This is a genomic window from Sphingobacterium zeae (genome assembly GCF_030818895.1).
Lineage (GTDB): Bacteria > Bacteroidota > Bacteroidia > Sphingobacteriales > Sphingobacteriaceae > Sphingobacterium > Sphingobacterium zeae.
Genome location: NZ_JAUTBA010000001.1, coordinates 1,152,479 through 1,177,009 on the forward strand (window position 1 = coordinate 1,152,479; position 24,531 = coordinate 1,177,009).

General features: G+C 38.2%; 20 protein-coding genes. 12 read left to right on the forward strand and 8 right to left on the reverse strand.

Annotated features, from left to right (window positions below):
* Positions 1–41 precede the first annotated feature (41 nt).
* From QE382_RS04655 to QE382_RS04670, 4 genes are all read right to left on the reverse strand, one after another.
* Positions 42–776: a hypothetical protein gene (locus tag QE382_RS04655; RefSeq protein WP_307184884.1), complete on the reverse strand. Its 735-nt coding sequence runs from the start codon at positions 774–776 to the stop codon at positions 42–44.
* Positions 777–1,366: 590 nt separating this feature from the next.
* The gene (locus QE382_RS04660) at positions 1,367–2,056 is read right to left on the reverse strand and encodes an SMUG2 DNA glycosylase family protein (protein WP_307184885.1); all 690 of its coding nucleotides are present in this window, start codon (positions 2,054–2,056) and stop codon (positions 1,367–1,369) included.
* 96 nt (positions 2,057–2,152) lie between these two features.
* Complete coding sequence (locus tag QE382_RS04665; RefSeq protein WP_209580491.1) at positions 2,153–2,650, reverse strand: FKBP-type peptidyl-prolyl cis-trans isomerase; 498 nt, start codon at positions 2,648–2,650, stop codon at positions 2,153–2,155.
* Between the two features lie 36 nt (positions 2,651–2,686).
* Positions 2,687–4,687 (reverse strand): thioredoxin domain-containing protein, encoded by a 2,001-nt coding sequence (locus QE382_RS04670; protein WP_307188011.1) that lies wholly within the window; start codon positions 4,685–4,687, stop codon positions 2,687–2,689.
* Between the two features lie 234 nt (positions 4,688–4,921).
* On the opposite strand from QE382_RS04670, the gene QE382_RS04675 reads away from it, so the two are divergent.
* The 7 genes from QE382_RS04675 to QE382_RS04705 all read left to right on the forward strand — a co-directional run bounded on the left by QE382_RS04675 (position 4,922) and on the right by QE382_RS04705 (position 15,915).
* Positions 4,922–5,536 (forward strand): RNA polymerase sigma factor, encoded by a 615-nt coding sequence (locus QE382_RS04675; protein WP_307184886.1) that lies wholly within the window; start codon positions 4,922–4,924, stop codon positions 5,534–5,536.
* 2 nt (positions 5,537–5,538) lie between these two features.
* On the forward strand, positions 5,539–6,552 hold the full coding sequence (locus QE382_RS04680; protein WP_307184887.1) for a FecR family protein: 1,014 nt from the start codon (positions 5,539–5,541) through the stop codon (positions 6,550–6,552).
* A gap of 18 nt (positions 6,553–6,570) precedes the next feature.
* Entirely contained in the window at positions 6,571–9,141 is a 2,571-nt protein-coding gene (locus QE382_RS04685; protein ID WP_307184888.1) for a TonB-dependent receptor, read from the forward strand.
* Between the two features lies 1 nt (position 9,142).
* Positions 9,143–9,961, forward strand: coding sequence for a hypothetical protein (locus tag QE382_RS04690; protein WP_307184889.1), 819 nt, complete (start codon positions 9,143–9,145; stop codon positions 9,959–9,961).
* Between the two features lie 31 nt (positions 9,962–9,992).
* Complete coding sequence (locus QE382_RS04695; protein WP_307184890.1) at positions 9,993–10,688, forward strand: AcvB/VirJ family lysyl-phosphatidylglycerol hydrolase; 696 nt, start codon at positions 9,993–9,995, stop codon at positions 10,686–10,688.
* A gap of 51 nt (positions 10,689–10,739) precedes the next feature.
* Positions 10,740–13,259 carry a DUF5686 and carboxypeptidase-like regulatory domain-containing protein gene (locus QE382_RS04700; protein WP_307184891.1) on the forward strand — a complete coding sequence of 840 codons (2,520 nt, stop codon included), beginning with the start codon at positions 10,740–10,742 and terminating at the stop codon, positions 13,257–13,259.
* An 82-nt stretch (positions 13,260–13,341) separates the two neighbouring features.
* A complete protein-coding gene (locus QE382_RS04705) occupies positions 13,342–15,915 on the forward strand; it encodes a phosphatidylglycerol lysyltransferase domain-containing protein (protein WP_307184892.1) in 2,574 nt (857 codons plus the stop codon).
* 43 nt (positions 15,916–15,958) lie between these two features.
* Here QE382_RS04705 and QE382_RS04710 read toward each other — a convergent pair whose 3' ends face one another.
* Positions 15,959–16,450, reverse strand: a complete 492-nt coding sequence (locus tag QE382_RS04710) for a SixA phosphatase family protein (protein WP_307184893.1) — start codon at positions 16,448–16,450, stop codon at positions 15,959–15,961.
* A gap of 126 nt (positions 16,451–16,576) precedes the next feature.
* Between QE382_RS04710 and QE382_RS04715 the strand changes: the two genes are divergently transcribed.
* The 3 genes from QE382_RS04715 to QE382_RS04725 are packed head-to-tail and all read left to right on the forward strand — an operon-like array spanning position 16,577 to position 19,021.
* Positions 16,577–17,566, forward strand: a complete 990-nt coding sequence (locus QE382_RS04715; RefSeq protein ID WP_307184894.1) for a glycosyl transferase — start codon at positions 16,577–16,579, stop codon at positions 17,564–17,566.
* Positions 17,566–17,967, forward strand: a complete 402-nt coding sequence (locus tag QE382_RS04720) for a sugar 3,4-ketoisomerase (RefSeq protein WP_307184895.1) — start codon at positions 17,566–17,568, stop codon at positions 17,965–17,967. Before QE382_RS04715 ends, QE382_RS04720 begins: the two co-directional genes overlap by 1 nt.
* A gap of 7 nt (positions 17,968–17,974) precedes the next feature.
* Complete coding sequence (locus QE382_RS04725) at positions 17,975–19,021, forward strand: DegT/DnrJ/EryC1/StrS family aminotransferase (protein ID WP_307184896.1); 1,047 nt, start codon at positions 17,975–17,977, stop codon at positions 19,019–19,021.
* Here the strand turns inward: QE382_RS04725 and QE382_RS04730 are convergent.
* From QE382_RS04730 to QE382_RS04740, 3 genes are read right to left on the reverse strand one after another with little or no spacing between them, the layout of a single operon-like run.
* On the reverse strand, positions 18,984–19,952 hold the full coding sequence (locus QE382_RS04730) for a DUF6492 family protein (protein WP_307184897.1): 969 nt from the start codon (positions 19,950–19,952) through the stop codon (positions 18,984–18,986). The genes QE382_RS04725 and QE382_RS04730 overlap by 38 nt on opposite strands.
* Before the next feature lie 20 nt (positions 19,953–19,972).
* Positions 19,973–20,830, reverse strand: coding sequence for an alpha-1,2-fucosyltransferase (locus tag QE382_RS04735; protein WP_307184898.1), 858 nt, complete (start codon positions 20,828–20,830; stop codon positions 19,973–19,975).
* Complete coding sequence (locus tag QE382_RS04740) at positions 20,827–21,837, reverse strand: glycosyltransferase family 2 protein (RefSeq protein ID WP_307184899.1); 1,011 nt, start codon at positions 21,835–21,837, stop codon at positions 20,827–20,829. The genes QE382_RS04735 and QE382_RS04740 overlap by 4 nt, the downstream gene beginning before the upstream one ends.
* Before the next feature lie 300 nt (positions 21,838–22,137).
* On the opposite strand from QE382_RS04740, the gene QE382_RS04745 reads away from it, so the two are divergent.
* Together QE382_RS04745 and QE382_RS04750 are read left to right on the forward strand one after the other, a co-directional pair.
* Positions 22,138–23,184: a glycosyltransferase family 2 protein gene (locus QE382_RS04745; RefSeq protein WP_307184900.1), complete on the forward strand. Its 1,047-nt coding sequence runs from the start codon at positions 22,138–22,140 to the stop codon at positions 23,182–23,184.
* Entirely contained in the window at positions 23,181–24,419 is a 1,239-nt protein-coding gene (locus QE382_RS04750) for a glycosyltransferase (protein WP_307184901.1), read from the forward strand. Before QE382_RS04745 ends, QE382_RS04750 begins: the two co-directional genes overlap by 4 nt.
* Positions 24,420–24,531: the final 112 nt, after the last annotated feature.

The window sequence follows — 24,531 nt, forward strand, 5'->3', positions numbered from 1 at the left end:
TCTTTCTCTATAGTGCCTATGTAAATACTTTGCTTTTAAGATTAAATAATAAATGCACCGACAATTGCCGCAGGATGCAGATCTTTACTATTGAGCAGGGCATAATCTTCGCGAAATCTTTCATAGTATTCGATATTCATTCCAATAAGTACGGTCTCAGCATCTCGATCGTTCACATCAAATCGTAATTCTTCCAATTCAACAGTTCTAGGATCTGCCTGTAAGCTCAACGGAATTTGGTGTTTGTGGCTACGGACATAGATCTGTTTTTCGAAATTAAATACGACAATCATCAGATTTATCTTCATGAGATTACAGTATTTTGGACGATGAATATCGTTTTGCATGTCAAATTTTGGGAACTTTATGGCAATTTGTTTTTTATCCAACAATTTTATTTCTGGATCAAAATGCATGTAGTCATGCATATGGCATTTGTCGTTGAATTGAAAGTTTACTATCCGATCGATCTTTCCGCCTCGAATCGTCTTTTCACCCAGAGGCGCTCTATTTGGGCGGGTGACTCTTTTCAATTGATTGATCAGGCGATTGTGCATATTGCTATCGTGCAATTTGAGGTGAACTTCAGCCATTATATGTCGTATGCGGGATCCTGCAGTACTCGCATGACCAAAATCTGTAGCAGCTGCTTTTGTGCTCTTCGTTTGTTTTGTTTTACGCCCTGGAGCAGTCTGCACAATAGTTTTTTCATTTGATTTTCGAAAGACAAGGTTTCCAACCAAGCCTTTTAGATTCCCATTTTCCAATATAGCCATGGGTTGAATTTGCAAATTAAAATACTGAAAGCCAAATAATTGTTTATTTTTGGGAGATTTAAAATTGCCTTTGACCAACAATTGTTAAATTCATAATAGCCAGTAAAAGCCTATTATGAAAATTGCATTGATATTTTTATGAGTGACGTAGGCAAGAATCGTTTTCGAAGTTTGTATAGGTGTAAAACTACTGCTTCAATGGAGGTTCGATGCAGCTTCGTATCTGCTTTGATACAGCTTCGTCACCTACTCGAGATAAGTCTGTAGTGAGCGCAACATGTGTCCGTGGTGAGTCCGAGTCAGACTCGGAGATAAGGCGATAGCAAGACTGTCGGAAAACGCTCTTATGTGCTCGTAAGTACGAATAAGGCCCGAAGATGCCTCGAATCATTGTCGAAGGAGATTGAAATAACGTATAGAACACGGACTCTCTGATTAAAAATAATAACGGTAAAACAGTATATAGGCTACCTATTGGATATGAATTTACAATGGAGATTATATAAAAGCAAATATCCTCTTAAAAGGTGATACTACTTATTAACACAACAGATTTTGTTTATCAGTTAATTAACATGTTTATCCACATTTTATAAACCACTTAATAATTGGATATAGTTGTCAATATAGTGTTGTTTGTCCTTTGATTTATATTGTTGGATATAGCGGGGATGATCCAGAATAATCATCTCTCCAAATAGTTTCTCTTCTTTGTTGATTTTTGCGAGGAAGGTAGCATTTTTCTTTCCGAGGACGAAGACTTGATCCGTTTCGAGCCCCATGGCGATATGTTGTTTGAGAGATTCAACCATAAATGGCTTCACCATTTCAAAAAGCTGCTTATCGTCATAGTAGTTTGCATTGATCCAGTTGTTGGGATTTGTCTCACGGACAATTGCCAGTGGAAAAGGTGAATTGATATAAAACTGCTTGTAGAAAATACTTGGTCCTCCATAGGCTTCGATCATATCGTACATAAAAACAGAGGATATTTCATGCGTGTGTGCTGAACGCATTGGTATACCACATGCGCTAGCTAATCTTTTCGTGTCGGTAAAAGGAACACCCGTTACACCTGCGCCATGCCTGCTCGGATTAATGCCGATAATGAATTTTCTTTGTAAGTTATCCTGATAAAATTTTTTGTAAAACTGTTCCATCACAACCAATGTCTCGGGATTATCAAGATAAGGATTAATGACGTTGAACCCTATAGGTAAATTCCCTTGATAATGAAGTTGTTTGTTAAATAAAACTACTTTTTCCGAAAATGTCAACATATCGATTGCGTTTGAGGACAGTATAATTTTTTAAAAAGTTATAAATAAAATAGGGCGCCATTTTGGCGCCCTATTTTTGCTTTATCTAGGCCGCAATTAGTGACCTTGCGTACCGTCTACACCATGTGAATGTCCGTGAGACAATTCTTCTTCAGTAGCAGGACGTACAGTTAAGATTTCGATATCGAAATTTAATGTTTTACCAGCCATTGGGTGGTTTAAATCAGCAACAACAATTTCTGGAGTAACTTCAGCTACCACAGCGCGGAATTGGTTTCCTTGGTTGTCTTGCAAAGGTAATACTTCTCCCACTGGAGGTAATCCTGTTTCTTTGAACATATCTACTGGCAACTGTGCGAATGCTCTTTCGTCTTTTTGACCGTAAGCATCATCAGGTGCCAATTCAAATGAAATTTTATCACCAATGTTTAAATCTGCGATGTTTTCTTCAAATTTAGGCAACATCATACCTACACCATATAAGAAATCTAAAGGTTGTTCTGCAGTTGTTTCTTCAACGAAAACTTTTTCACCGTTTTCTACTGTGTGAAGTCTGTACGTCAATGCTACGACGTCGTTTGCTTTTATAGCCATCTGATTTTGATTTTTGGAAGCCGAGGCTACCGTTTATTAAATATAATTTATTAACGCTTTTATTGAATCCTGAGGCAGACTGCAGGTCCTATTTTTACAAAGATAAGCTTTTGTCTCCTTTCCGACCCTATGTTTTAGAAGTGGAAGATTTTCTTCTGTACCGCCAAGAACAATTTTATTTGGAATATAATATTGATCGAGCTCATGTTTAAAAGCCATCGCTTTATTGCCCGTCAATGCAATTTCATTGATTCCATACCTTTCTTCTAGCAATAATATTGCCCAATTTGAATAGGCCGAACCATAAGTCTTGATTTGAGGGAATACATTCGCTAACAATTGGTCTGATATGGCGATATAATTTTCATCATCAAATAGCAGACCTAGACGTTTGAGTTGTCTGGTCATGGTCGATGAAGAAGAGGGGATTACGTTATCCATAATTTCGCTTTTTCGCGCGATGAGTCGCTCCGCTTCCGACGATGTATAATAAAAAGTTTTTTGCGATCCATCGTAAAATAAGGCAATAGCTTTGTCAGCAAGCTGTCTTGCTTTCGTTAACCAATTGAAGTCAAATGTAGCCTCATACAATACTATGAACGCTTCAACCGTGAATGCATAATCATCGAGGAAGCCTGCAATCGTTCTATTTTTATCTTTTGGCTGATGCAATAATTGCCCATTGTTTTGGATAAGTTCATTACATATAAATTGTGCATTATTTAAAGCTAGTTCCAGAAAATGTATGTTGTCCAGACTGGTATAGGCATCTATGAGTCCTTTTAAGAATAAGGCATTCCAAGAAGTCAATTGTTTATGGTCCAGTCCCGGGCGTACTCTTTTTTCGCGGAAGTCGTATAATTTTTTCTTTGAATCTTTTAGAAACTCTGCCCATTCGTCAGCTGTCATATTGACCTTTGCAGCTAACTGGTCTGCATTTATGGCGCAAATAGGAATATTCGTTTGCTCTTCCTCCCAGTTGCCCGATTCTGTAATATTAAAGTATTGACTAAATAAGCCAGCGTCATTGCCCAGTACTTCATCGAATTCGGCTTTTGAAAAGGAATAGTATTTTCCTTCAATACCTTCACTGTCGGCATCAAGAGCGCTGTAGAAACCATGATTGGGGGCAAGCATTTCCCGTTCGGCCCAAGCAATCGTTTCTTCGATAATTCGTTTATAGAATGGATCCTTATTTTGTTGATAAGCTTCGGCATAAAGCGAAAGTAGCTGGCCGTTGTCATACAGCATTTTTTCAAAATGAGGGATATGCCAATAGTGGTCTACTGAATAGCGGGCAAAACCACCACCAATCTGGTCGTATATACCGCCAGATCCGATTTTTTTCAATGTAAAATGCACATGGTTCAAGATCTCTTCATCATCGGCAAGTACTCCATATTTTAGAAAAAACAACCAATTGTTTGGTAGAGGAAATTTTGGAGCTCTTTGATAACCGCCTTCTTTTCTATCGAAAGTTTCGGTCCATGGTGTTACAATTTCACGTAAGTCTTCACTAGTATACTGTTCGGGAATGGAGTGGATAGGTAGTTTTTCAGCCCGTTGAATACCGTTGTTTAACTTTTCGGCATATTCCAATGCGACTTCGGGCTTCTCTTCCCACATTTGAGCAATTTGTAACAAGATGTTCTGCCAGTCGTGCGGTTTAAAATAGGTGCCGCCATAAATCGGGCGACCATCTGGTAAACAGATACAGTTCAAAGGCCATCCGCCCCCATTCGTCATCAATTGGACAGCTAACATATAAACTTGGTCAATGTCGGGGCGTTCCTCACGATCGATTTTGATCGAGACAAAGAATTTATTCATGGTCTGGGCGATGGCAGAATTTTCAAAACTTTCGCGCTCCATCACATGACACCAATGGCAAGCGGAGTAGCCAATGCTTACGATAATCAGTTTATTTTCGTCTTTTGCTTTATTTAAAGCTTCCGGCCCCCAAGGCATCCAATCTACCGGATTGTGTGCATGCTGTTTGAGGTACGGTGAATTTTCAAATTGCAATTGATTCGCCATAAGACGAAGGTAGTGAAAATGGAGGAAAGATTTTGTTGTAGCATAGCTTTCTGTTTCTTCGTTTAGGAATAGATATTCAGAAAAAGAAATCTGATTGTTATTTGGCGTGTTGTCTTGGAGAATGCCTTGTTTTCCCAAGAGAAGAACTTTATTTTTTCATTTCAATAAGAACAGGTTAATTTGATGAAATTCATTACTTTTACATGCGATTATTATTAGCTTTACCGAAGTCCTATGTCAAACGAGGTTGACCTGCTTAAAAAGATAGTTCATAAAGACAGAGATGCTTTTGAAACTATTTATAAAGCCCATTTCCGTAAATTGTATACATTGTCTTTTCGGTACGTGAGAGATGAAGCGATCGCCGAAGAGTTGACAAACGATGTGTTTATGATGTTATGGGAAAATGCGGGCAGGCTAGCTATTAATCAATCATTGGGAGCTTATCTGTCACGCAGTGTCATCAATCTCTCCCTTACTCACCTCAAAAAGAATCAGCGCCTGCTGGATAGAAATAATGATTATATCAAGGATCTGGATCTGACAGACGATGAAGATCAAGCCGATTTCGCTGCGCTATACGAATCTAAACTGCTGATGATCGAAAGTATACTGGAGAGTCTACCTCCTCAGTGTAGAAAAATTGTTCTGATGAGTAAGTATGATAAAATGAAGCAGCAGGAAATTGCCGATCAATTGGGGATTTCCATTAAAACCGTTAAAAATCATTTGACCATTGCCTATGATAAAATTCGGGTCGCCTTGGCCAAACAAAGAACGTACCTGTTGCTCTTAATTGGCTTTTTATTTTTTTCATTAGGACTTTTTGTTCAGTTTATTATCTTATAGATATGGAAGAAAACAATACTTCAAGATTTATTCCTTATGATCTGATCCAGAAAGAATTGGATGGGGTTATTTCCGCAGAGGAAAGGCTGTTGCTTGAACGTTGGCTTTCTGAGGATCTGGAGAATCGTAAGCTATATGATGAAGTCAGCATGATATCCAGTGACCTTATAGTGTTGGAGCAGTATAAAAAAGTGGATGCCAATAATCAATGGGAAAGATTTAAACAACAGTTGGATAAAAAGACCACAGATAAAGAGGAACAAAAACTTACTCCTATAAAAACGATCTGGAACCCCTGGGTGAAACTCGTTGCAGCGGCAGTGTTGCTATTGATTGGGTTTGCTAGCTACCTGAACTTCGATCGCTGGATGGGCTATGAGGTCAGATTATATGGGTCAGCTGCAGAGGAGCCTATTATATTGCCCGATAGTTCGGTCATGATACTACATGCTGGTGCTGAAGCTGTATTCAATAAGCGTACGTTCGACCAGCAACGTTTTGTTGAACTAAAAAAAGGAAAAGCATTTTTTGATGTGAAGCATGGGAGGACATCTCCCTTTGTGGTCGACCTAGCCAATAATTATGTACGCGATATAGGGACTTCCTTTGAAATCAATTTGATCGCCGAAGATGTAGAGGTCCTGGTGACAGAGGGTGTTGTGGCTTTGAGTGGCGGAAAAGGGCCTGCAGCAAAAGAACTGATTCTGCAAAAGAATGAAAAGGGATTTTTTAAACGTGAGACAGCATCTCTGTCAAAGATTGACCTTGGCCCTCTGGACAATGATCATAAAGTAGCGCAAAAACTCAGCTATTCCAATGAACGCTTAGATAATATCTGTTTGGATCTTGAAAAGCGCTTTCAATCGAATATCGTTGTGGTCGGTGAGGAGCTGAAAGCACGGAAGCTGAGTATGTATTTCGATGGGCAATCGCTTAATGAAATTGTGCAGATTCTTTCCAAGACTTTAAATGTGAAATGGAAAGCAAGCAAAAAAGGATATAGTATCTACGAATAGCGGCCAGGGATTATTGATATGAAGGGTATTGTTCTGTATCGTTTTCTCCTTTTTTTCGGGCTGTTTATTTTGACCGGTTCGAAATCACTGGGTCAAAATAATCTAGCTGATATCCAGGTATCCATTGACACCCAAAATAAAGAGATTATTCAGATTTTGACAGAGATTCATCGAAACTATGGTCTGTCAATGTCGTACGATGAGCAGATTTTCAATAAAAATATCATCTATGGCAGAAATTTCAATAAGGCGAGTCTGGAGGAAGTACTACATTATTTGCTGAGGGATTCTAGAATCGGTTTTACAATGATCAATCGGGCATTGATTTTCTATAAGGAAGATAAGGATTTTACCATTAAAGGACGTGTTGTTGATAGTTTAAGTGGGGAGAGTTTGATCGGTGCGACCTTAATGATCCCTGAGAAGAATAAAAGCAGCCTGAGCAATAAATATGGATTTTATTCACTTACGCTTCCGCAAGGAGATTACAGTTGTTTTGTTAGCTATTTGGGTTATAAGACCCGTGCGGTTCGATTGAACTCCCAACTGGAGGATGGCTACGTACTTATTAAGCTTGCACCTGCGGGTTTGAGCCTAAATGAAGTTGTGGTGGATATAGATTCTTCGTTGATGGTCCAATATACCGGTCATTTTACTGATAAAATTAACTGGCCTCGAGCGCGCAGAAATGCATTTTATAAAGGTGAGGCCGATATTATGAAGGTTTTACAAATGCAAAATGGTATCAACGGATTGACGGAAGGAGGAAGTAATTTATTTGTTCGCGGGAGTGGTAAGGATCAGAATTTGATTCTTCTTGATGAGGCGGTGGTCTATAATCCTTCGCATTTATTTGGTTTAACCTCTGTTTTTAATTCAGATATCTTAAAAAATACGCAAGTGTATAAAGATGCACTTCCTGCAAATTTAGGTGGACGTCTTTCCTCTATTATGGATATGAGCACGAGGGATGGTGATGCCAATAATTTCCATGTTTTTGGTGGAGCCAGTTTGCTTGTTACGCGACTGGGAGCAGAGGGACCTTTTATTAAAAAAGGTAAAGGTGCCTTTATTGCTACTGCACGGACCAGTCTATCCAATGTATTGAATACGGATTATCGCCTGTTCAATGTAAAAGGTAACTATAGCGACTATAACGTCAAATTGAACTATACACTTGACAATAGAAATCGTATCTATTTATCTGGGTATTATGGCCAGGATAAAGTTACCTCATCGAATAAAAATACAAATCGCTGGGGCAATTGGACCTCAACCTTACGTTGGAACCATGTGCATAGTTCGCGATTGTTTCTAAACCTCTCCGCGATATTCAGCGATTACCATAATAAGTTGGATATCAGTAAGCCGGAATCTCCGGATAATCAAATCTGGCTGACTCGAATACGTGATCTCAGTTTGAAATCGGATTTCACCTATTTTATGGGTTTAGATCGTACCTTGGATTTTGGACTTCAGGGGACACTGCATCGTTTTAAACCAGGGGAGATATCTCCTATAAATAGCAATAACGAAGATAATATCTTTAGGGCACAGGCCTATGATTATGCGGGTTATATTTCTTTCAACTGGAAAGTAGATTCTGCATTTCGCGTTATCATTGGGACCAGGGTAAATGCTTTCTTTAATACGTCTTTTGGACGTTATTATCTTCTTGGTACTGGGCAATCAAAACCATTGGCAAATGATGCTGAAAAAAAGAAATCGTATTATGGTTTGGAGCCTCGCCTCTCGCTACAATATAAATTGGGAGCAGATTATGCATTACGATTGGGTTATAGTCGGAGCTATCAATACTTGCAACTCTTGCAAAATGATGAGCTCGCATTTTCCTCTTTGGAGGCATGGGTACCCGCGGGTCCAAATATAAAACCGCAGTATGCGGATGTATTTTCTTTTCGTGTCAATAGATTAATGTATAAAGGCAATATTGGGCTGGAAGGCTATTGGAAGAAAATGGGAAATCAGGTCGAATTGATTGACCATGCACAGCTCATTCTCAATCCTTTTATCGAAACGCAGTTGCGACAGGGAAATGGGCGGGCTTATGGACTGGAATTGTCCATCAACCAGCGCTTTGGAGATTTGTCAGCTAGCATACTCTATAGTTGGTCTAGATCTTTTCGAAAGATAAATGGGATCAACAAAGGGAAGGAATATGTAGCTAACTTTGATATCCCTCACGTGCTTAAGAGTAATTTGTCTTATGACTTGGGACGCAGTGTTCATTTTAGTGCTTTCTATACAATTCATACTGGAAGACCTTTAACTTATCCAATTGGATTTATGGAATACGAGGGGATCTACGTACCAGTTTATTCCAGCCGTAATTCTCAGCGTATGCCCACTTTTAGTCGATTGGATCTGAATTGCTCAGTAGATCTGGAAACTAGTCAACAGCGGCAACGGGGTACACGGCATACATTGAATTTTGGTTTATACAATGTTTTTAATCAGCGGAATCCGCTTTATTATAGTTTTTCGGAAGATAGTAATGGAAACTTAGCTATCAAAAAAAACTCGTTCTCTGGACGGGTACCATCAATCAGTTACGCAATGAGATTTTAATATGAGAATATTTTTGATTTTTATCGGTTGTTGCCTGCTACTTTCTTGCAAGAAATCAGAGGTGGATACAGGACAGTCCTATGATATGATCGTCGAAGGTGGGATCAATACGATGTATAAAGAACAGTATATTCAATTGAAAAAATTAGATGGATTGCATTCAAATGGGATGACTGTCGGGGTTTCTGGTGCTACAGTGCAGATCGTTAATGGACCAAATACAATCGAATTCGAAGAATTGGGAGAAGGGCTCTATATGGGTGAGCTATTTAACTTGAAGGATACAGTCGGAAATATCTTTCAGTTACGGATAGCATTGAATGGTAAACTGTATGAAGCACAGGACCAATTGGTGCCAACTGTCCCTATTGAAAAGGCGTTTTTGCCAGTTGAAAAGAGAGGCATAAATAACAGTTGGGAAGTTAAAGTCAGCAAACATCTATTTGGTATGAAAACTTCCAATAAATGGTTGATTATACCTCAGAAAGATTTTTCAAATGAAGATATCTCTACCTTCCGGTTACCGTTTAGTTATAGCTATCGCTTAGGAGCCCCTAATGTACTCAATACATTGCTTGGACGTACCTATAATTACGAGATGTCAAAAAAGGATAGTCTGATGGTGTTTAAGCTTTCTGTGTCACCACGCTATGCACGATTCCTTTACAACCTCTTTCAGGAGACGGAATGGAAGGGCCTATTGTCTGCGGTTCCTGCAAATGTGGAAGGAAATGTTTCAGGTAATACGCTTGGCTTTTTCTATGTTATGGACGGCGTTTATAAGACGATCCCGATAAAAGATATTAGAAACAGCAAATAATTTTATATACCCAATTTATCATTTTACAACAATGAAAACTGAACAATTTAGAGCGGTCACGCTACTTATGCTTTTGTTTTTCTGCTTATGTTTGAGTGGATTTATCCAGGCAGGCAATCTTCCTAACTATGTAATACCACTTAAGGATAACACGAATAAACAGAAAACCATGCTGGTATTTATCACAGGGGATGGTGGCTATAATGATTTTAGCAAGAGTTTACTTGCTTATTTTACACAGGAGGGATATCCCCGGCTGGTGATTGATGCTAAAAAATATTTTTGGAAGAAGAAAGATCCACAGGAAGCGGGGCTGGATTTTGAACGGTATATAGATCATTTCAAAAAGGAATGGAACTGCGATCAGATCTATATTATCGGTCATTCATTTTCGGCGGGTGTGTTACCTTTTGTCCTCAGTAATTTTTCAGATCCGTTAAAAAAAACGATCCGGCATGTGACTTTTTTATCACCGGATCAGTATGCAAGTTTTGAGGTAACAATTTCGACCATGCTCAACTGGAAGCAGAAAGCAAATGGCTATGATGTGCTCGCTGAAATTATGAAACTAAGGCAATTTCCGGCTACTTATGTGTTTTGTCGTGAGGGAGAGGAAGATCTTGTGAGAATGTATCGAAACGCGGGACTAAAAGTCGATGTATTGGCCGGACCACATAACTACAATCGCGATTTTAAAACAATATACAATACGATTCGATTAAGATAAGATTCTTATTAGGACTTTTTTAGATAAACCTTGTCATCTTATTGAATTTAGATGCAAGGTTTTTTTATGCGATATCGTTTTTTATTGTTTTTAGTGTTCTTTACTTCTCGAATATTTGGACAAGGAGCTTCACTGACAGGTATTGTCCTGGACGCTACAACCGAAAAACCAATCCAAGGTGTAACAGTAAAGCTTTCCAATACCACAAAATCTGTTGGTACAAACAAAGAGGGACAGTTTTCAATGTCTTCTATGCCTGATAACTGGACGTTGATATTCAGCGCCGTCGGTTACAAAAAACAGCTATTCCCGATGAGCGTTGCACAAGGAAAGAAAGTGCTTATCATCCGATTGGAAGATGAGCAACAAAGCTTGGATGAGGTTGTCGTACTTGCACCCAAGAGAAAAAAATACTCAAATAAACATAATCCAACGGTGGATTTGATCCATAAAGTGATCGAAAGGCGCGATGAAAATAATGCTTTGAATGCAGCCATTGGCAACTACCGAGAATACGAGAAGCTTTCCATGTCGCTCGCTATCCAGAATCAAAAAGTAGATAAATCCCGTTTATTGAAACGTTTTGTTTTTTTAAAACAGGGTATGGATACTTTGAAATATCCCGGTAGATCATTGGTGCCAATATTTATGGACGAAAAAATCGGACAGCGCCAATTGGATAAGGCCAAGGGAAATACGTTTGTATTATTGGGGGAGAACCAATCACGTGTAGACCAATATCTGGATGAAGATGGTATTGATGAATACCTGGATAAGATCTACGGCGAAACAAATATCTATGATACGGATGTGTCCATAGGAAATAGACGCTTTTTAAGCCCCATCGCCACACTGGGGCCATCCTTTTATAAATATTATCTGGTCGATACATTAAAAGAGAAAAAACCATGGCATGTTAAAATTAGGGTAGAGCCACGGAATAGGGAAGATGCGTTGTTTTCGGGTTACATTTATATTCGGTTGGATGGTACCTATGCGTTAGACCAAGCTGAACTATCTATCAATGAGGCAACGAATATCAATTGGGTACGAAGCCTAAATATTGAGTTAAATTATGTAGAAGATAAGGCTCACCGTTTTTTTCTCAGTAGAGGTGTGCTTCGGATAGATCTAGGGATTTTTAAGGATGGCATGGGATTGTTTGGTGAGAAAGTAACCAATCGTTCTGTGCTGGATTCTCTACAACTATCATTGAATGTAAAGGGTGTAACCGGTCGGGGGGCTGAGAACCCCAATGCGATCAATTGGGAACAGACAAGACCCGAAAAGCTAAGTAAACTGGAACAGCAGGCTTTTACCAATATTGACAGTTTAAAACAATCAAAGTCTTTTAAAAACCTGATGGCTTTAGGATCTTTTATCATGTCGGGCTACTATGGTCGTGGTGTGATTGAGATTGGATCTGTTCCTTCATTTTACAGTTTTAATCCAATAGAGGGTAGCCGGTTTAAATTTGGGGGCAATACAACTGATGCATTTAGTAAAACCTTGCTATTGGAGGGGTATGCAGCATACGGTACCAGAGATAGGCAATGGAAATATAATCTGGGTGCAACCTATTCTTTTAATAAGCAATCCGTGTATAAGTTCCCGGTCAAACTGCTTAGTGTAAAAGTGAATAAGGAAGTTCAGGTACCGGGGCAGGATTTTAATTTTATTGACAATGATAATTTTCTGCTTTCTTTTAGACGGGGTGAAAATGATAAGATGTTTTATCTGCAACGGAGACAGGTGGAATACTTTCAGGAATTTGAAAACCATCTTTCGTTTAAACTGGGTTTCTTCAATCAGATTTTAAGTCCTGCGGGGATTCTCAAGTTTGACCATAGCGCATTCAGACGGAGTCGTGACAACGAGTTGTGGACCTCAGCTTTTACGGGGGAGTTACGTTGGGCTCCTGAGGAAAAAATCTATCAGGGAAAACGCTATAGACGTATCATTAATACAGGAAAACCTGTTTTTACATTGGCGGCACAGATAGGTGTGAAGGGCGTTTTGGGCGGAGATTATAATTATCAGCGTTTCATCTTTAGCGCGAATAAGCGATTCTATGGATCACAATTTGGTTTTACGGATGCTGTATTCGAGTCTGGTATACAGTTTGGCAAAGTTCCCTATCCACTCATGATTATCCACCGTGCAAACCAGACTTATTCCTATCAGTTGAACTCGTATAATTTGATGAATTCCATGGAATTTATGAGTGATAAATATACATCGCTGTTGCTGCAGCATTCTTTCAATGGTTTTTTTCTGAATAAGATCCCATTCCTTAAGAAGTTGGATCTTCGTGAAATCGCTTCGGTAAAAGTGCTCTACGGTAAAGTAGATGCATCCAATCGCTATACCAAAAACTTTGATACAACTCCTAAGCATCCCAGCGAACCGCAGTTATTTTCGCTCAATCGTGGGGCTTATGTGGAAGGTAGCGTCGGGCTGAGTAATATCTTCAAGATCCTGCGTATAGATCTGGTTCGTCGTTTTACCTATCTGGACAATCCGGGGGTATCGCCCTGGGGTGTACGGGCGAAAATTGGTGTCGATTTTTAAATTGTAAAAATGTATTGGGACTATTTACAAGAAATGGTGTCATTACATAAATAGCAGTAAGAAAAAACAGTAGCGCAGTAGCATGATGAAGAACAAAATGTTGATCTGGAAATCCTTTCTGGGACTATTAATGATCTTTGGAGCCTTATACTTTTTTGCCAATCAACGGCAGGAACTTTCCTCTTCTTTACAGCTTATCCAATCAAGCTCCTTATTTTGGATCGCGGTAGGTATGGTGATTTCTTTAGCCTATATCGCTATGCAGGGGTTGGTTTACGTCTATAGTTTCAAATCTTTGCGACAAAAACTTTCACTTGGTGGGGCTACTCGCTTGTTTCTGAAAAGAAACTTTATTAGTGTATTCTTGCCTGCCGGTGGATTTACTTCCTTAGCATTTTTCAAGAAGGAGGTCAATCAAGAAGGGATCTCTGATTCGAGTTCCAATCTTGCCTCAGTGATTTATGCAGTTATTAGCTTGGTTTCTCTCTTTATACTTTGCCTCGTAGTCTTTCTTTTTATAGGAATCGCTGGGCTCGATCTGCAATTGGTTGGGATAATGCTCGCTTTTACGGCCTTGTTGATTGCCTTTGGATGGTATTGCCGCTCATTTTATCAGCAGGGGCAAGCATTTCATTTAACTGTACGCTATTTTCCTTCGGTAGCGACAATCTGGGAAGAACTCAATGAAAATGGTGTAGACTTTAAAGCTGTTTTTCAAAGTTTACTCTGGGCAACAGCGATTGAATTTGTGGGCATCTTGCATATATACATTGCCATGCTTGCGCTCGGTTTTGACACTTCCTTGTCGGCTTGTACCGTGACCTATGCTGTGGGAACATTGGTTTATTGTTTTTCTCCACTGATGAAGGGTGTAGGGCTAATTGAAGTTTCCATGGTCGTAGTTTTGTGCAGCTTTGGCTACACCGAAGAGCAGGCTATTTCAATCTCATTGTTATACCGTCTATTTGAGTTTTGGGGGCCGCTTGCATTGGGTGGAATGAGCTTCTTCGTTAATAAAAACAATATTTTCGTACGGATACTTCCTTCGGTCTTTATTTTTGCGATGGGTATCATCAATATTATTTCGGTGTTGACACCCGCAATTCATAGCCGGATTGCTGTTCTCAAACAGTTTATATCCTATGATGCGCTCAACTTTTCCAATGCTGCAGTACTGTTTTTTGGCATTTTGCTGGTTATGTGTTCGGGATTTTTACTGAAAGGCCTGCGTACGGCCTGGTACGCTGCGGTTGCATTGTGTTCACTTTCCATTGTTGCTAATCTATCCAAAGGACTTGATTTTGAAGAAGCCTGGTTTGCCTTTCTGGTATTGCTGATGTTGCTTTATTCATCGCGACATTATTTTGTACAGAGCAACCGCAAACTGACGATGCCTAATCTAGGTTTGGTTTTATGGCCTATTGGCGTTGTGTTGCTCTATGGGATCATTGGATTTTACTTCCTTAACGCTAGGCATTTCAATATGGATTTTACGATCGTAAATGCGGTAGCTAGTACATTACACAGTTTTGTACTATTGAATGGAGATGTAGCCGAACCGCAGACTGCTATTGGTCAATATTTTTTGTATTCTATTAACTTTTTCAGTGTAGTTAGTCTTTCCGCATTATTTTATTGGCTGGTCAATCCCTGTCAATCAGCTGTAGTCGAGATGGAAGGAAAAATAGAACTTGCTCAAAAGTTGCTTGAACGTTATGGTAAATCTCCCGTAGACTATTTTAAGACCTATGGTGACAAAGAGATTTTTCTGAATGATGAAGAAACAGGGTTTATAGCCTACAAAAAATGTTATGGTTTTGCCATTGTCCTAGAGGGACCAGTCTGTGAGGATAGAGAGTCTGTGATAAAAGAACTAATTAATTCCTTTGAGCGGTACTGTCGTCGATCGAGTTTAAAAACAGCATATTATCGTGTCGATGGGAAATACTTAAGAATTTTCAAACAGCTAGGGAAGAAATCATTTTTAATCGGCGAGGAAGCTATTGTAAATGTAGACAGCTTTTCATTGGAAGGCAAGAAACGAAAGTCATTGCGGAATGCGGTAAATAGTATTGAAAAGAAGGGATTTGTATCCAATTTATATCGCGCTCCTTTATCAAATGGTTTGCTGCAGAAATTGCAGGTTGTTTCAGACCATTGGCTGAGGGATATGAAACGTTCGGAGCGTGTTTTCTCACAGGGGATGTTTGATCTTGGAAAGATTAAAAATAGCCATGTAATTACATTGGAAGACAACGAAGGTCGGATTTTGGCATTTCTGAATATCATTCCCAACTATGCTCCAGATGAAGCGACTTATGATCTGATACGCAAATTGCAGGATGCCCCAGGAGGGAATATGGATGTGTTAATTATCCGTTTTTTGGATTATTGTAAAGAAGAAGGCTATTCCTATTTGAATATGGGTTTGGCTCCTTTTTCGGGATTCGACAAGAAGAAAGGGCTTGTAGAACGTCTTATCAACTTCTTATATGAGAATAATACATACTTCCGTCAACCCAAAGGTTTGAGGGAATTTAAGGAAAAATTCGACCCCTGTTGGGTGGAGAAGTTTGTGGTTTATTCACATGATCTGGATTTGATAACAGTGCCTTTGGTGATTGATAAGGCTATGAAATCAACTGCCGTGAAGTGATAAGACGATTGTCAATTGACCAATTTGTTCTTTGAATAGAATTTTAATCAATGATCTGTACAAGATCGGCACAATTGCCACTGAGCATTTGAAAGGTAAAACCAGTATCGAGTTTAATCTCCGCAAATGATGAAGTACGGAGGTAGGCTGACTTTCTGGTTAGAAATTCAACCAGGTCGGTCAATGTTGGATTGTGGCCAAAGAGTAAGACATGATCAATATGATCTGGGATGGTATTGATGACGGAAAGTAAGTGTTTGTAGGTGCATTCATAAATAGATTCTTCAATTTGAATATCAAAAGAAGGAGATCCCATTACATCCAAAAAAACACGGGCGGTCTGTAAGGCTCTATTGGCAGGAGAACTGATAACGACACTATTTTCATTGAGTGTCAGTTTAGCTGTCAGCTTCTCCGCGACCTGTTTTGCATGTTGTATGCCTTCGGATGTCAATGCACGATCAAAGTCATTTATCCCGGGAATAGTTTCGGCTTTGGCGTGTCGGATGATATAAAGTTTTTTACTGTTGTCCATGATTAAAATTTTTGATTCAATACTATTAACGCTTTTGTTCTGCATTTCATTGTGTTTGATAAGAGAGCGGTGATTGCATATGAAGACAAATAATAATAAACGAAGTTTTGAAAAAGTACATAATTTATGAATAATTTTTGCACCCTATTTAACTCACTGTATCTTTCAAGGGGATTGGCCATGTACCGCTCGCTTGAAAAATGTGCGAGGAACTTTCATCTTTATATTTTTGCATTTGATGATGAGTGCTACAGTATATTGACAAGATTACAACTCGCCAAAGCAACTATTATTCCACTGTCGGATTTTGAAGATGAGCAATTATTTGCCATAAAACCGACCCGTACAGCAGGCGAATATTGCTGGACTTGTACGCCTTCAATTATTTTATATAGCATTCGAAAGTTTGGTTTATCCAATTGTACTTATCTGGATGCCGATTTATTTTTCTATGCTGATCCTATCGTTTTAATAGAGGAGGCTAAAGGTGCGTCTGTAATTATCACACCACACCGCTATACGCCAATGTATGAAGACAGTGAATCTGGAGGAACTTATTGCGTACAGTTTGTCTACTTTAAAAACTCAGCTGAGGGCATAGCAGTGTTGGAGTGGTGGCGTGCAGCTTGTATAGAATGGTGCTATAATCGCAGAGAGCCGGGCCGTTTTGGCGATCAAAAATACCTAGATCTATGGACGACAATGTTTACAGGTATACATGTCCTGGAGCATTTGGGTGGAGGGGTAGCCCCTTGGAATGTTCAACAATATGATTTCGAACGAAAAATAGGTCAGATTTGGGGTAAAGAACTAGCTAGTCAACAATTATTTCCTGTGATATTCTATCACTTTCATGCCTTAAAATATGCGGACAAAAACTCCTTCATACCCGCAGGCACTTATGTAATGACCGATAACGACATAGAATTACTTTACAAACCTTACATAAGAACATTAGTAAGTGCAGGAAGAGAGATAAAATCATTGTCAAATACTGTTGTTTCGCATGAAATCAAGGAAATTCCACGTATCAGAACTTCGCTTCGCCGCATGTTTAAATTATATGTATTTGGCAAATTCAGAGAATACTATCATCAATCCTATTTTTTAAGATAATGGCTTACCAAATTGATCTAAAAACATTCACCGATGATCGAGGGCATCTAACGGTGATCGAAAAAGTAATTCCTTTTGATGTGAAACGCATATTCTATATTTATGGCGTAGACGGATCTATCCGAGGCGGACATCGGCATCATCAAACGATACAGGCTGCGATTTGCCTGAAAGGAAGTTGTGCTATTTATAACCAGGACGGAATTAATGAGCGCGTTTTTGAACTGCATTCGCCAGATCAATGCCTGATTTTGGAACCCAAAGACTGGCATCAGATGTTTGATTTTTCGGAAGATGCAATCCTTATGGTGCTCGCCTCCGAGTATTTTGATTCAACAGATTATATTTACGAACCCTATTTTATACATGATCGCTTACGAGAGCCTACAGCAAGTCAATAGGGAATTTATGGAGGAATATACCAATATTTTCCAGAGCGTATTGCATGGAGGCTGGTATATTTTGGGAAAAGAAGTTGGGGAATTTGAGCAATCGTTTGCTAACTATTGTGGCGTTGAGCATTGTATCGGAGTAGCATCGGGGTTGGACGCGCTGGTTTTGTCGCTACGTTATTTTGGTTTTAATCCGGGGGATGAAGTGATCGTTCCTGCTAACACCTACATCGCGTCGATACTCGCTATTATGCAAGTTGGACTAAAACCTGTTCTTGTGGAGCCTGATTTAAATACGTATAATATAGATCCAAAAAAAATAGAGTCAGCTATAACAGTGCGAACTAGAGCTATTCTTGTTGTGCATCTTTATGGAAAGATGTGTGATATGGATCCCATTTTACTGCTTGCGGAACAATATGATTTAAAAGTTGTTGAGGATTGTGCGCAAGCGCATGGGGCTATTTACAAAGGACTAAAGGCCGGCTCATTTGGCGATTTTGGTGCATTCAGTTTTTATCCAACAAAGAATTTAGGTGCTTTAGGAGATGCGGGAGCTATCACTTGTAAAGATCAGGAATTAAATAAATCTATTCGTACTTTAAGGAATTATGGTTCTTCAGCTAAATATGTCTTTGATGAAGTGGGTTACAACTCCCGGCTTGATGAGTTACAGGCAGGTTTCCTTTCTGTAAAGTTGAAATATTTAGACGACATTACTACTCATAAGCAGAAGCTAGCTGCAATTTACCGAAATGAATTAAAGACTGATTTTACACTTCCAACTTTACAGGTTGGTTTTGAGGATGTTTACCATATTTTTGCTATACGTCATCCTGAACGAGATCGGCTCAAAAAGTATTTACTAGATAACAACATTGGAACTGAAATTCATTATCCAATAGCTCCACACCAACAGAAAGCTATGAACGGAATTTTATCCGGAGCAAGCTATCCAATCTCAGAAGAAATTCATCGAACAGTACTAAGCCTTCCTATTTCCTACGGCCATACAGAGGAGGATATTAATAGGGTGATTGAGGTAATGAATAAGTTTTCCTAAAGTTTTTTATGATTAATTTATTCAGGGATCTTATCAATGGAATTTTTTCCAAGAAAAAAAATAAAGCAATACGTCTTTTGTTGGCTGTGACCTCTTTAAGATTAATATCTTGCCATATTTCGAATGTTGCATAATGTAAACCTAAGACCTCTAAAAAATCGAGGTCTTTTGTATTTGGTAGAGTACCCAAAATCATGCTGCCATTTCTAGTTGTATTTAATAATTCCGAAGGAGAGTTTCTTAAGCGAAAATCGTCGGGGTAGGTTGAATTAAGAAAATTACCGTATGTTTCATATTCCGAGAATCCCGAAAGTGCCATGTCTTTTGTGGCTATATTTTCAAGGATATAATACGGCCAAGCCTGCTCTCCTGCTTTTTTGTTGATCTCAAGTAACATGTTTTGCATCAGCTTTGTTTGGACCATAAAATGTTCAGATATAAAAGAGTAATTGACTGTTTTAGTCAGACCAAGTATATGTTCCAATGTTTCAAAATACGGGGTGTGATTTTCTTCACTCTTGTGGATAAGGACTTTATCTTCCTTATCAAAGAAATCAATTGGTTTTAATGGGATGGTATCTGCGTCCCATATCAAATAATGGTCACTTTGAATAATTTTGGAAATTTCCATTTTTAAAAACTGTTGGAAATACCAACCTGCACGATCACCATTATCTATTTTTTGTTTTAGGAAGGTGGTTATAGATTGAAAATTGAATCGATCGAACAATTCATTTTCGTTAATAAGGACTAAGTTGGTTAGACTGGGCGCCTGAAATTTTTCGAAATGACAAGGGTTTGTTATGACATAGATTTGTTGCGCCTGAAAAAATCGCCCGACCTGATTGATCACTATTTTTGCAATTTCGATGTGTTGTGGGCCGACGCAGATGACAATATCGTAGTTTGGTTTATTTGCAAATGATCGCATCACTGGTGAATCTAGATGAGTTAAAATGTAACAAAAGTCGGTAAAATCAATCCCGTCGTATCTATCGTGGCATCATTAATCCATTTTTTTGGTGATACCACAACTTTGTCTGGATCATCGTTTAACCAAGCACCCCACCAACTAAAGCTGCTATTTGCAATAATATGGTGCTTACACAACGACATTAATTGTAGATCTCTAAAGCTATTGGAACCTACGTTTTGCTCAACAAAGATCATATTTAAATTTTTAAATGTAGATTTACACCAACCTATATCATTAGAAAATACAATAAATAGAGGGGATTCTTGTGTTTCAAGCATATACTGTATGCTCTTTTCATAATATTCTTCTGTACAGATATCTTTAAATAATGGTTCCTGCAGATAATCTCCTCTACGAACATGTAGTGATACCGCATTTTTTTGCTGTATCAAATGCTGTATACGTATATTTTCAGTGTCATTAAATGGAGGGAATGTAAGATTCTGACGAAGAAGCGATGCTACTTGATTAATATAGTCAATATGTTGCCAGTATCCCCAATAGTATCGGCTTTTTTTATCTTCAAAAATTTGCTTCGAAAAGGAAAAAGGAGCCGTTTCTTCAAGAAATATGTGTTTTGTGTTGAATAATCGCTTTAATTTTCTCCATAACCATTTGTTATTGTTTCTAGTATAAATATTCGTTTCAAATGTGCTTAGCTGTGGGAGGTTGATATTAAATATCGCCTCCAATTCGAAGCCGTTATGTAAATCATAGTCTTCAAAATCTGTTAAATCGGCTTTTACCTGCTTAAACTTTTGTTGCAATGCCAAAAAGAAAGCATACTGAAATAGCTGATTGCCCAAGCCGCCCAAAAATTTAACGATCTTCATTTCTGTTTTTTTAGTATGTTTTTAATTGAACGCTTAAACACTCTTCGAAATTGCTTAAACGTTATGTGGCCCCAGCTAAAAAAAGGCTTGGAAAAAAATAAAATAACCGTATTTCTACCGCCGTTTTTCATAATCACATCATACCATTTCTCAAATATAAACTTCTTAACTTCTATTGAACGCTCAGTTTCTGGGATAACACGATCAAATAGTTGAATATAGAAATCTTTGTAATCGTCGATTGTAATATCTGACCATTCAAAGGGATGGGTTAGCATTTTTTGATATTTAAGCGCGGATGGGAGACCAAGTATCTTTAAAATAGCGCCTTTAATCGGCATAATTTGATTTTCTAATTCAACCGCATATTTTTTTGAAATACCTTGCGGATGTTCTCGGTATAATAGAAAGTATTCATTAATATTTAGCACGGGATATTTCGTCGAAATACGAAAGAATAAATCATAATCTTCTGACAATGGAATCCTGTAGCCACCAAACTCTCTGAAAACACTACTTTTCATCATAACGGAAGAATGGGCGAAACTATTGCCAAAAAATAAAAGAATTGGTAATAGTTTTGGATTTGTTTCTACATTGTAAGTAGCACCGGTTAAATTTCCATCTGAATCAATAATGCGAGCATGAGTACCTATAAGTGCTAAATGAGGGTTTTCATCGAATTTGTCGACCAAGCTCGCTAATCTGTTTGGAACGGCAATGTCATCACTGTCCATAATAGCGATGAATTCTCCCCTGGCTTCCGTTAATGCCCTATTTCGAGAGATAACAACCCCTTTATTTGTCGTATTGTTGAGTACGCTTATCCTGTTGTCTTTAAATTTTTCAATTTCCCTTAATGTATTGTCTGTTGAAGCATCGTTGATTATAAGTAGTTCAAATTGCGTATAACTTTGATTTAAGATACTTTGTATGGCTTCGCCAATATATTTTTCTGTATTAAACGCTGTCATTAATACAGTCACTCGTGGGGAAGATGAAATCATTATAAAAAGTGCTGTTTTATTCTAAATGAACGGATATTTATCTCGAATTGCTACCCTATGGGTAAAATGAAATTTAATTTGAACAAAAGTAGTTAAACTTTTGTAATGTGATATATTGATAAGGCATTACATTATAAAAAGTTGAAAGAAAAAGGTGCATTCAGGGAAAAAGTAAGATGTTTTTTTGGATAAAGCCCCTTATTAAATGTATTTAAATATCTATTTTTACTTAAGTTTGAAAGAGTAGTTTGGACTGAATATGTATAACTGCTGAATATAGTTTATCAAAATGTAATTAATTTGGAAAGTTCTGATTTAGTAAGGGATAAGGAGATTGGTGTTTCCGTTGTTATGCCAGTTTTTAATGTGGATAAGTTTTTGGGCGAGGCGATTGAGAGCGTACTTAATCAAACTTTTGAAGACTTTGAATTAATTCTGGTAAATGATGGGAGTACAGATTCTTCTGCTGCAATTTGTAAGCGTTATCTTGCCCTGCATGCACGAGTTAGATTTTTAGACCAGCCGAATTTAGGCGTGTCGGCCGCAAGGAATCGCGGGATGGAAAATGCCGAAGGGAAATATATCTACTTTATGGATTCGGATGATACAATTGATAAAGATTTTTTGCGCAATTCGTATTGTATTGGAGAGAAAAGTGATGCTGATATTGTGGTGTTGGGAGAATATTACATAAACCGTTTGCCCGATCCTCCAGCTTTACCGGGATGGGCGATGCTGATTCGCAGAAATTTCATCAAAGACAATCCCATCGTATGCTTCCCCAATGACATCCAGCCGTGTGAGGATGGTTTATTTTCTCATCAGTTGTTAGCATTGACGAACCGCATCGGATCGACAGCCGATGCATTATATTTTTATCGGAAACATGATGAACAGAATCATCAGGCAATAAATAAACAAGCAGATAAACTCTTAAAGCAAATTCCGCAGTGGTTTGCCGTGTTGGAAAACTTTTATACGCATTATAGTCTATATCTGAATAAAAGTCTTCATTTGGCGAGATTTCTTGAGCACGAACCTTTTGAGTTCAGGTATTTAGGGATGCCTTTAAATTTAAAACAAAAGGAATACCTATTTCATACGATTCACAAATATTTTGATAGTCATGTAAATCCATATCTTTCGGCTATGGATTATAAGAAATTAAGTGTTCCTTTTCAGTTATTTTTACAAAGTAAAAGCAGCATCGAATTTGACGATAGATATCGAGAGTACTGTAACAAAACAGCTATTAGGAGAAAAATAGTGCTTTTTGCGGCAAAATTTATTCCTTTTTCTTCGTTGCGCCGGCGTGTGCGTCAAAAAATTAATGCAAGATTGAGATGAGGATTTTAATTGTTCAGCATGCAAATTTTATCAATGGCTCAGGAGGAACGGAGAAAATATGCTCGTTTTTGGCAAATACATTCGAAGCGGGTGGTCATGAAGTCATCATTGGTACGAATGAAAAAATAGCGGGCAAACCAGTTTTTCCGCTTTCCGAAAATATTGAAGTCAAAAATATTTATAGTGAAAATGATGGTCAAATAAAATTTTTGCCAATTTATAATTACCTAGGTAAAAATCCTCTAAGGTGGTTGAGCTTTAAACTAGAGAAAAAATTCGCTAAAGCCAAAAACAGGAAAATTATTCAGGATACTGGAGGTGAGGAAAAGCTATATTTTCATAATCTGTCTGCCAGAGCTGTGCAATGGAAAAAGTATATAGATGGAATCAGCCCCGATGTGATTATTACAATGTCTATCGGCTCTTTATTGGAGATCACCTATAATAATGAATATGATATTCCAATTATTAATTCGACAAACGGTCGCCCTGATTACGATTATAGCGATATACTTTGGTATAGGCCCGACTATGAAATGAAATTATTGGAAGCGGCCTATAGGCATTTATCCGGCATTCAGGTATTATTCGAAAGTTATCGGAGTTATATTCCGAAAAGCTTTACAGGCAAGGTTTTTGTTATTTCTAATCCTATTAATGGTTCAGATAATACGCACTTTCCATCAAATCAAAAGGATAGGCATAAGGTGACTCATGTAGGTACACTTAATGTAAGCTGCAAACAACAAGATCTTGCGATAGATGTTTTTAATGCTTTGGCGGCTTCAAAACCAAATTGGATTTTGGAATTTTGGGGTGAAGGAAAAGATTTTAAACTTTTAAAGAAGAAAATAAAATCGTTAAAACTTGAGAACCGTGTGTTTTTGAGAGGGTTTACAGATGATCCAATTCGTCACATGAAAGAAGCAGATATTTTTATTTTTCCAAGTAAATACGAAGGATTTGGGCTGGCACTAGCTGAAGCGATGTCCGTTGGTCTGCCCTGTTTAGGCCTGGCATCCTGTTCGGGTGTAAATGAATTGATTTTACACAAAAAAACAGGTTATCTAGCCGATAATAATGAACAACTGCAGGCATACCTGTCTGAACTGATGGATAATGAGGTGGAGCGAAATGCGATTGGAGGCGCGGGAAAAGAGTTTATCCTTGAAAAATGTTCGCATTCTTTAATTGAAAGACAATGGATCGATTTGGTCGATAATTTTAAACAATAAAAACAGGGGTATAAATGAGAAAACAAATATGGGCTTCGCGAGCTTTAGGTGGTTATGATTTATTTAAATGTTTGATTCTTATTGTTGCGTTTTCTGGCTTATTTTCGTTAAT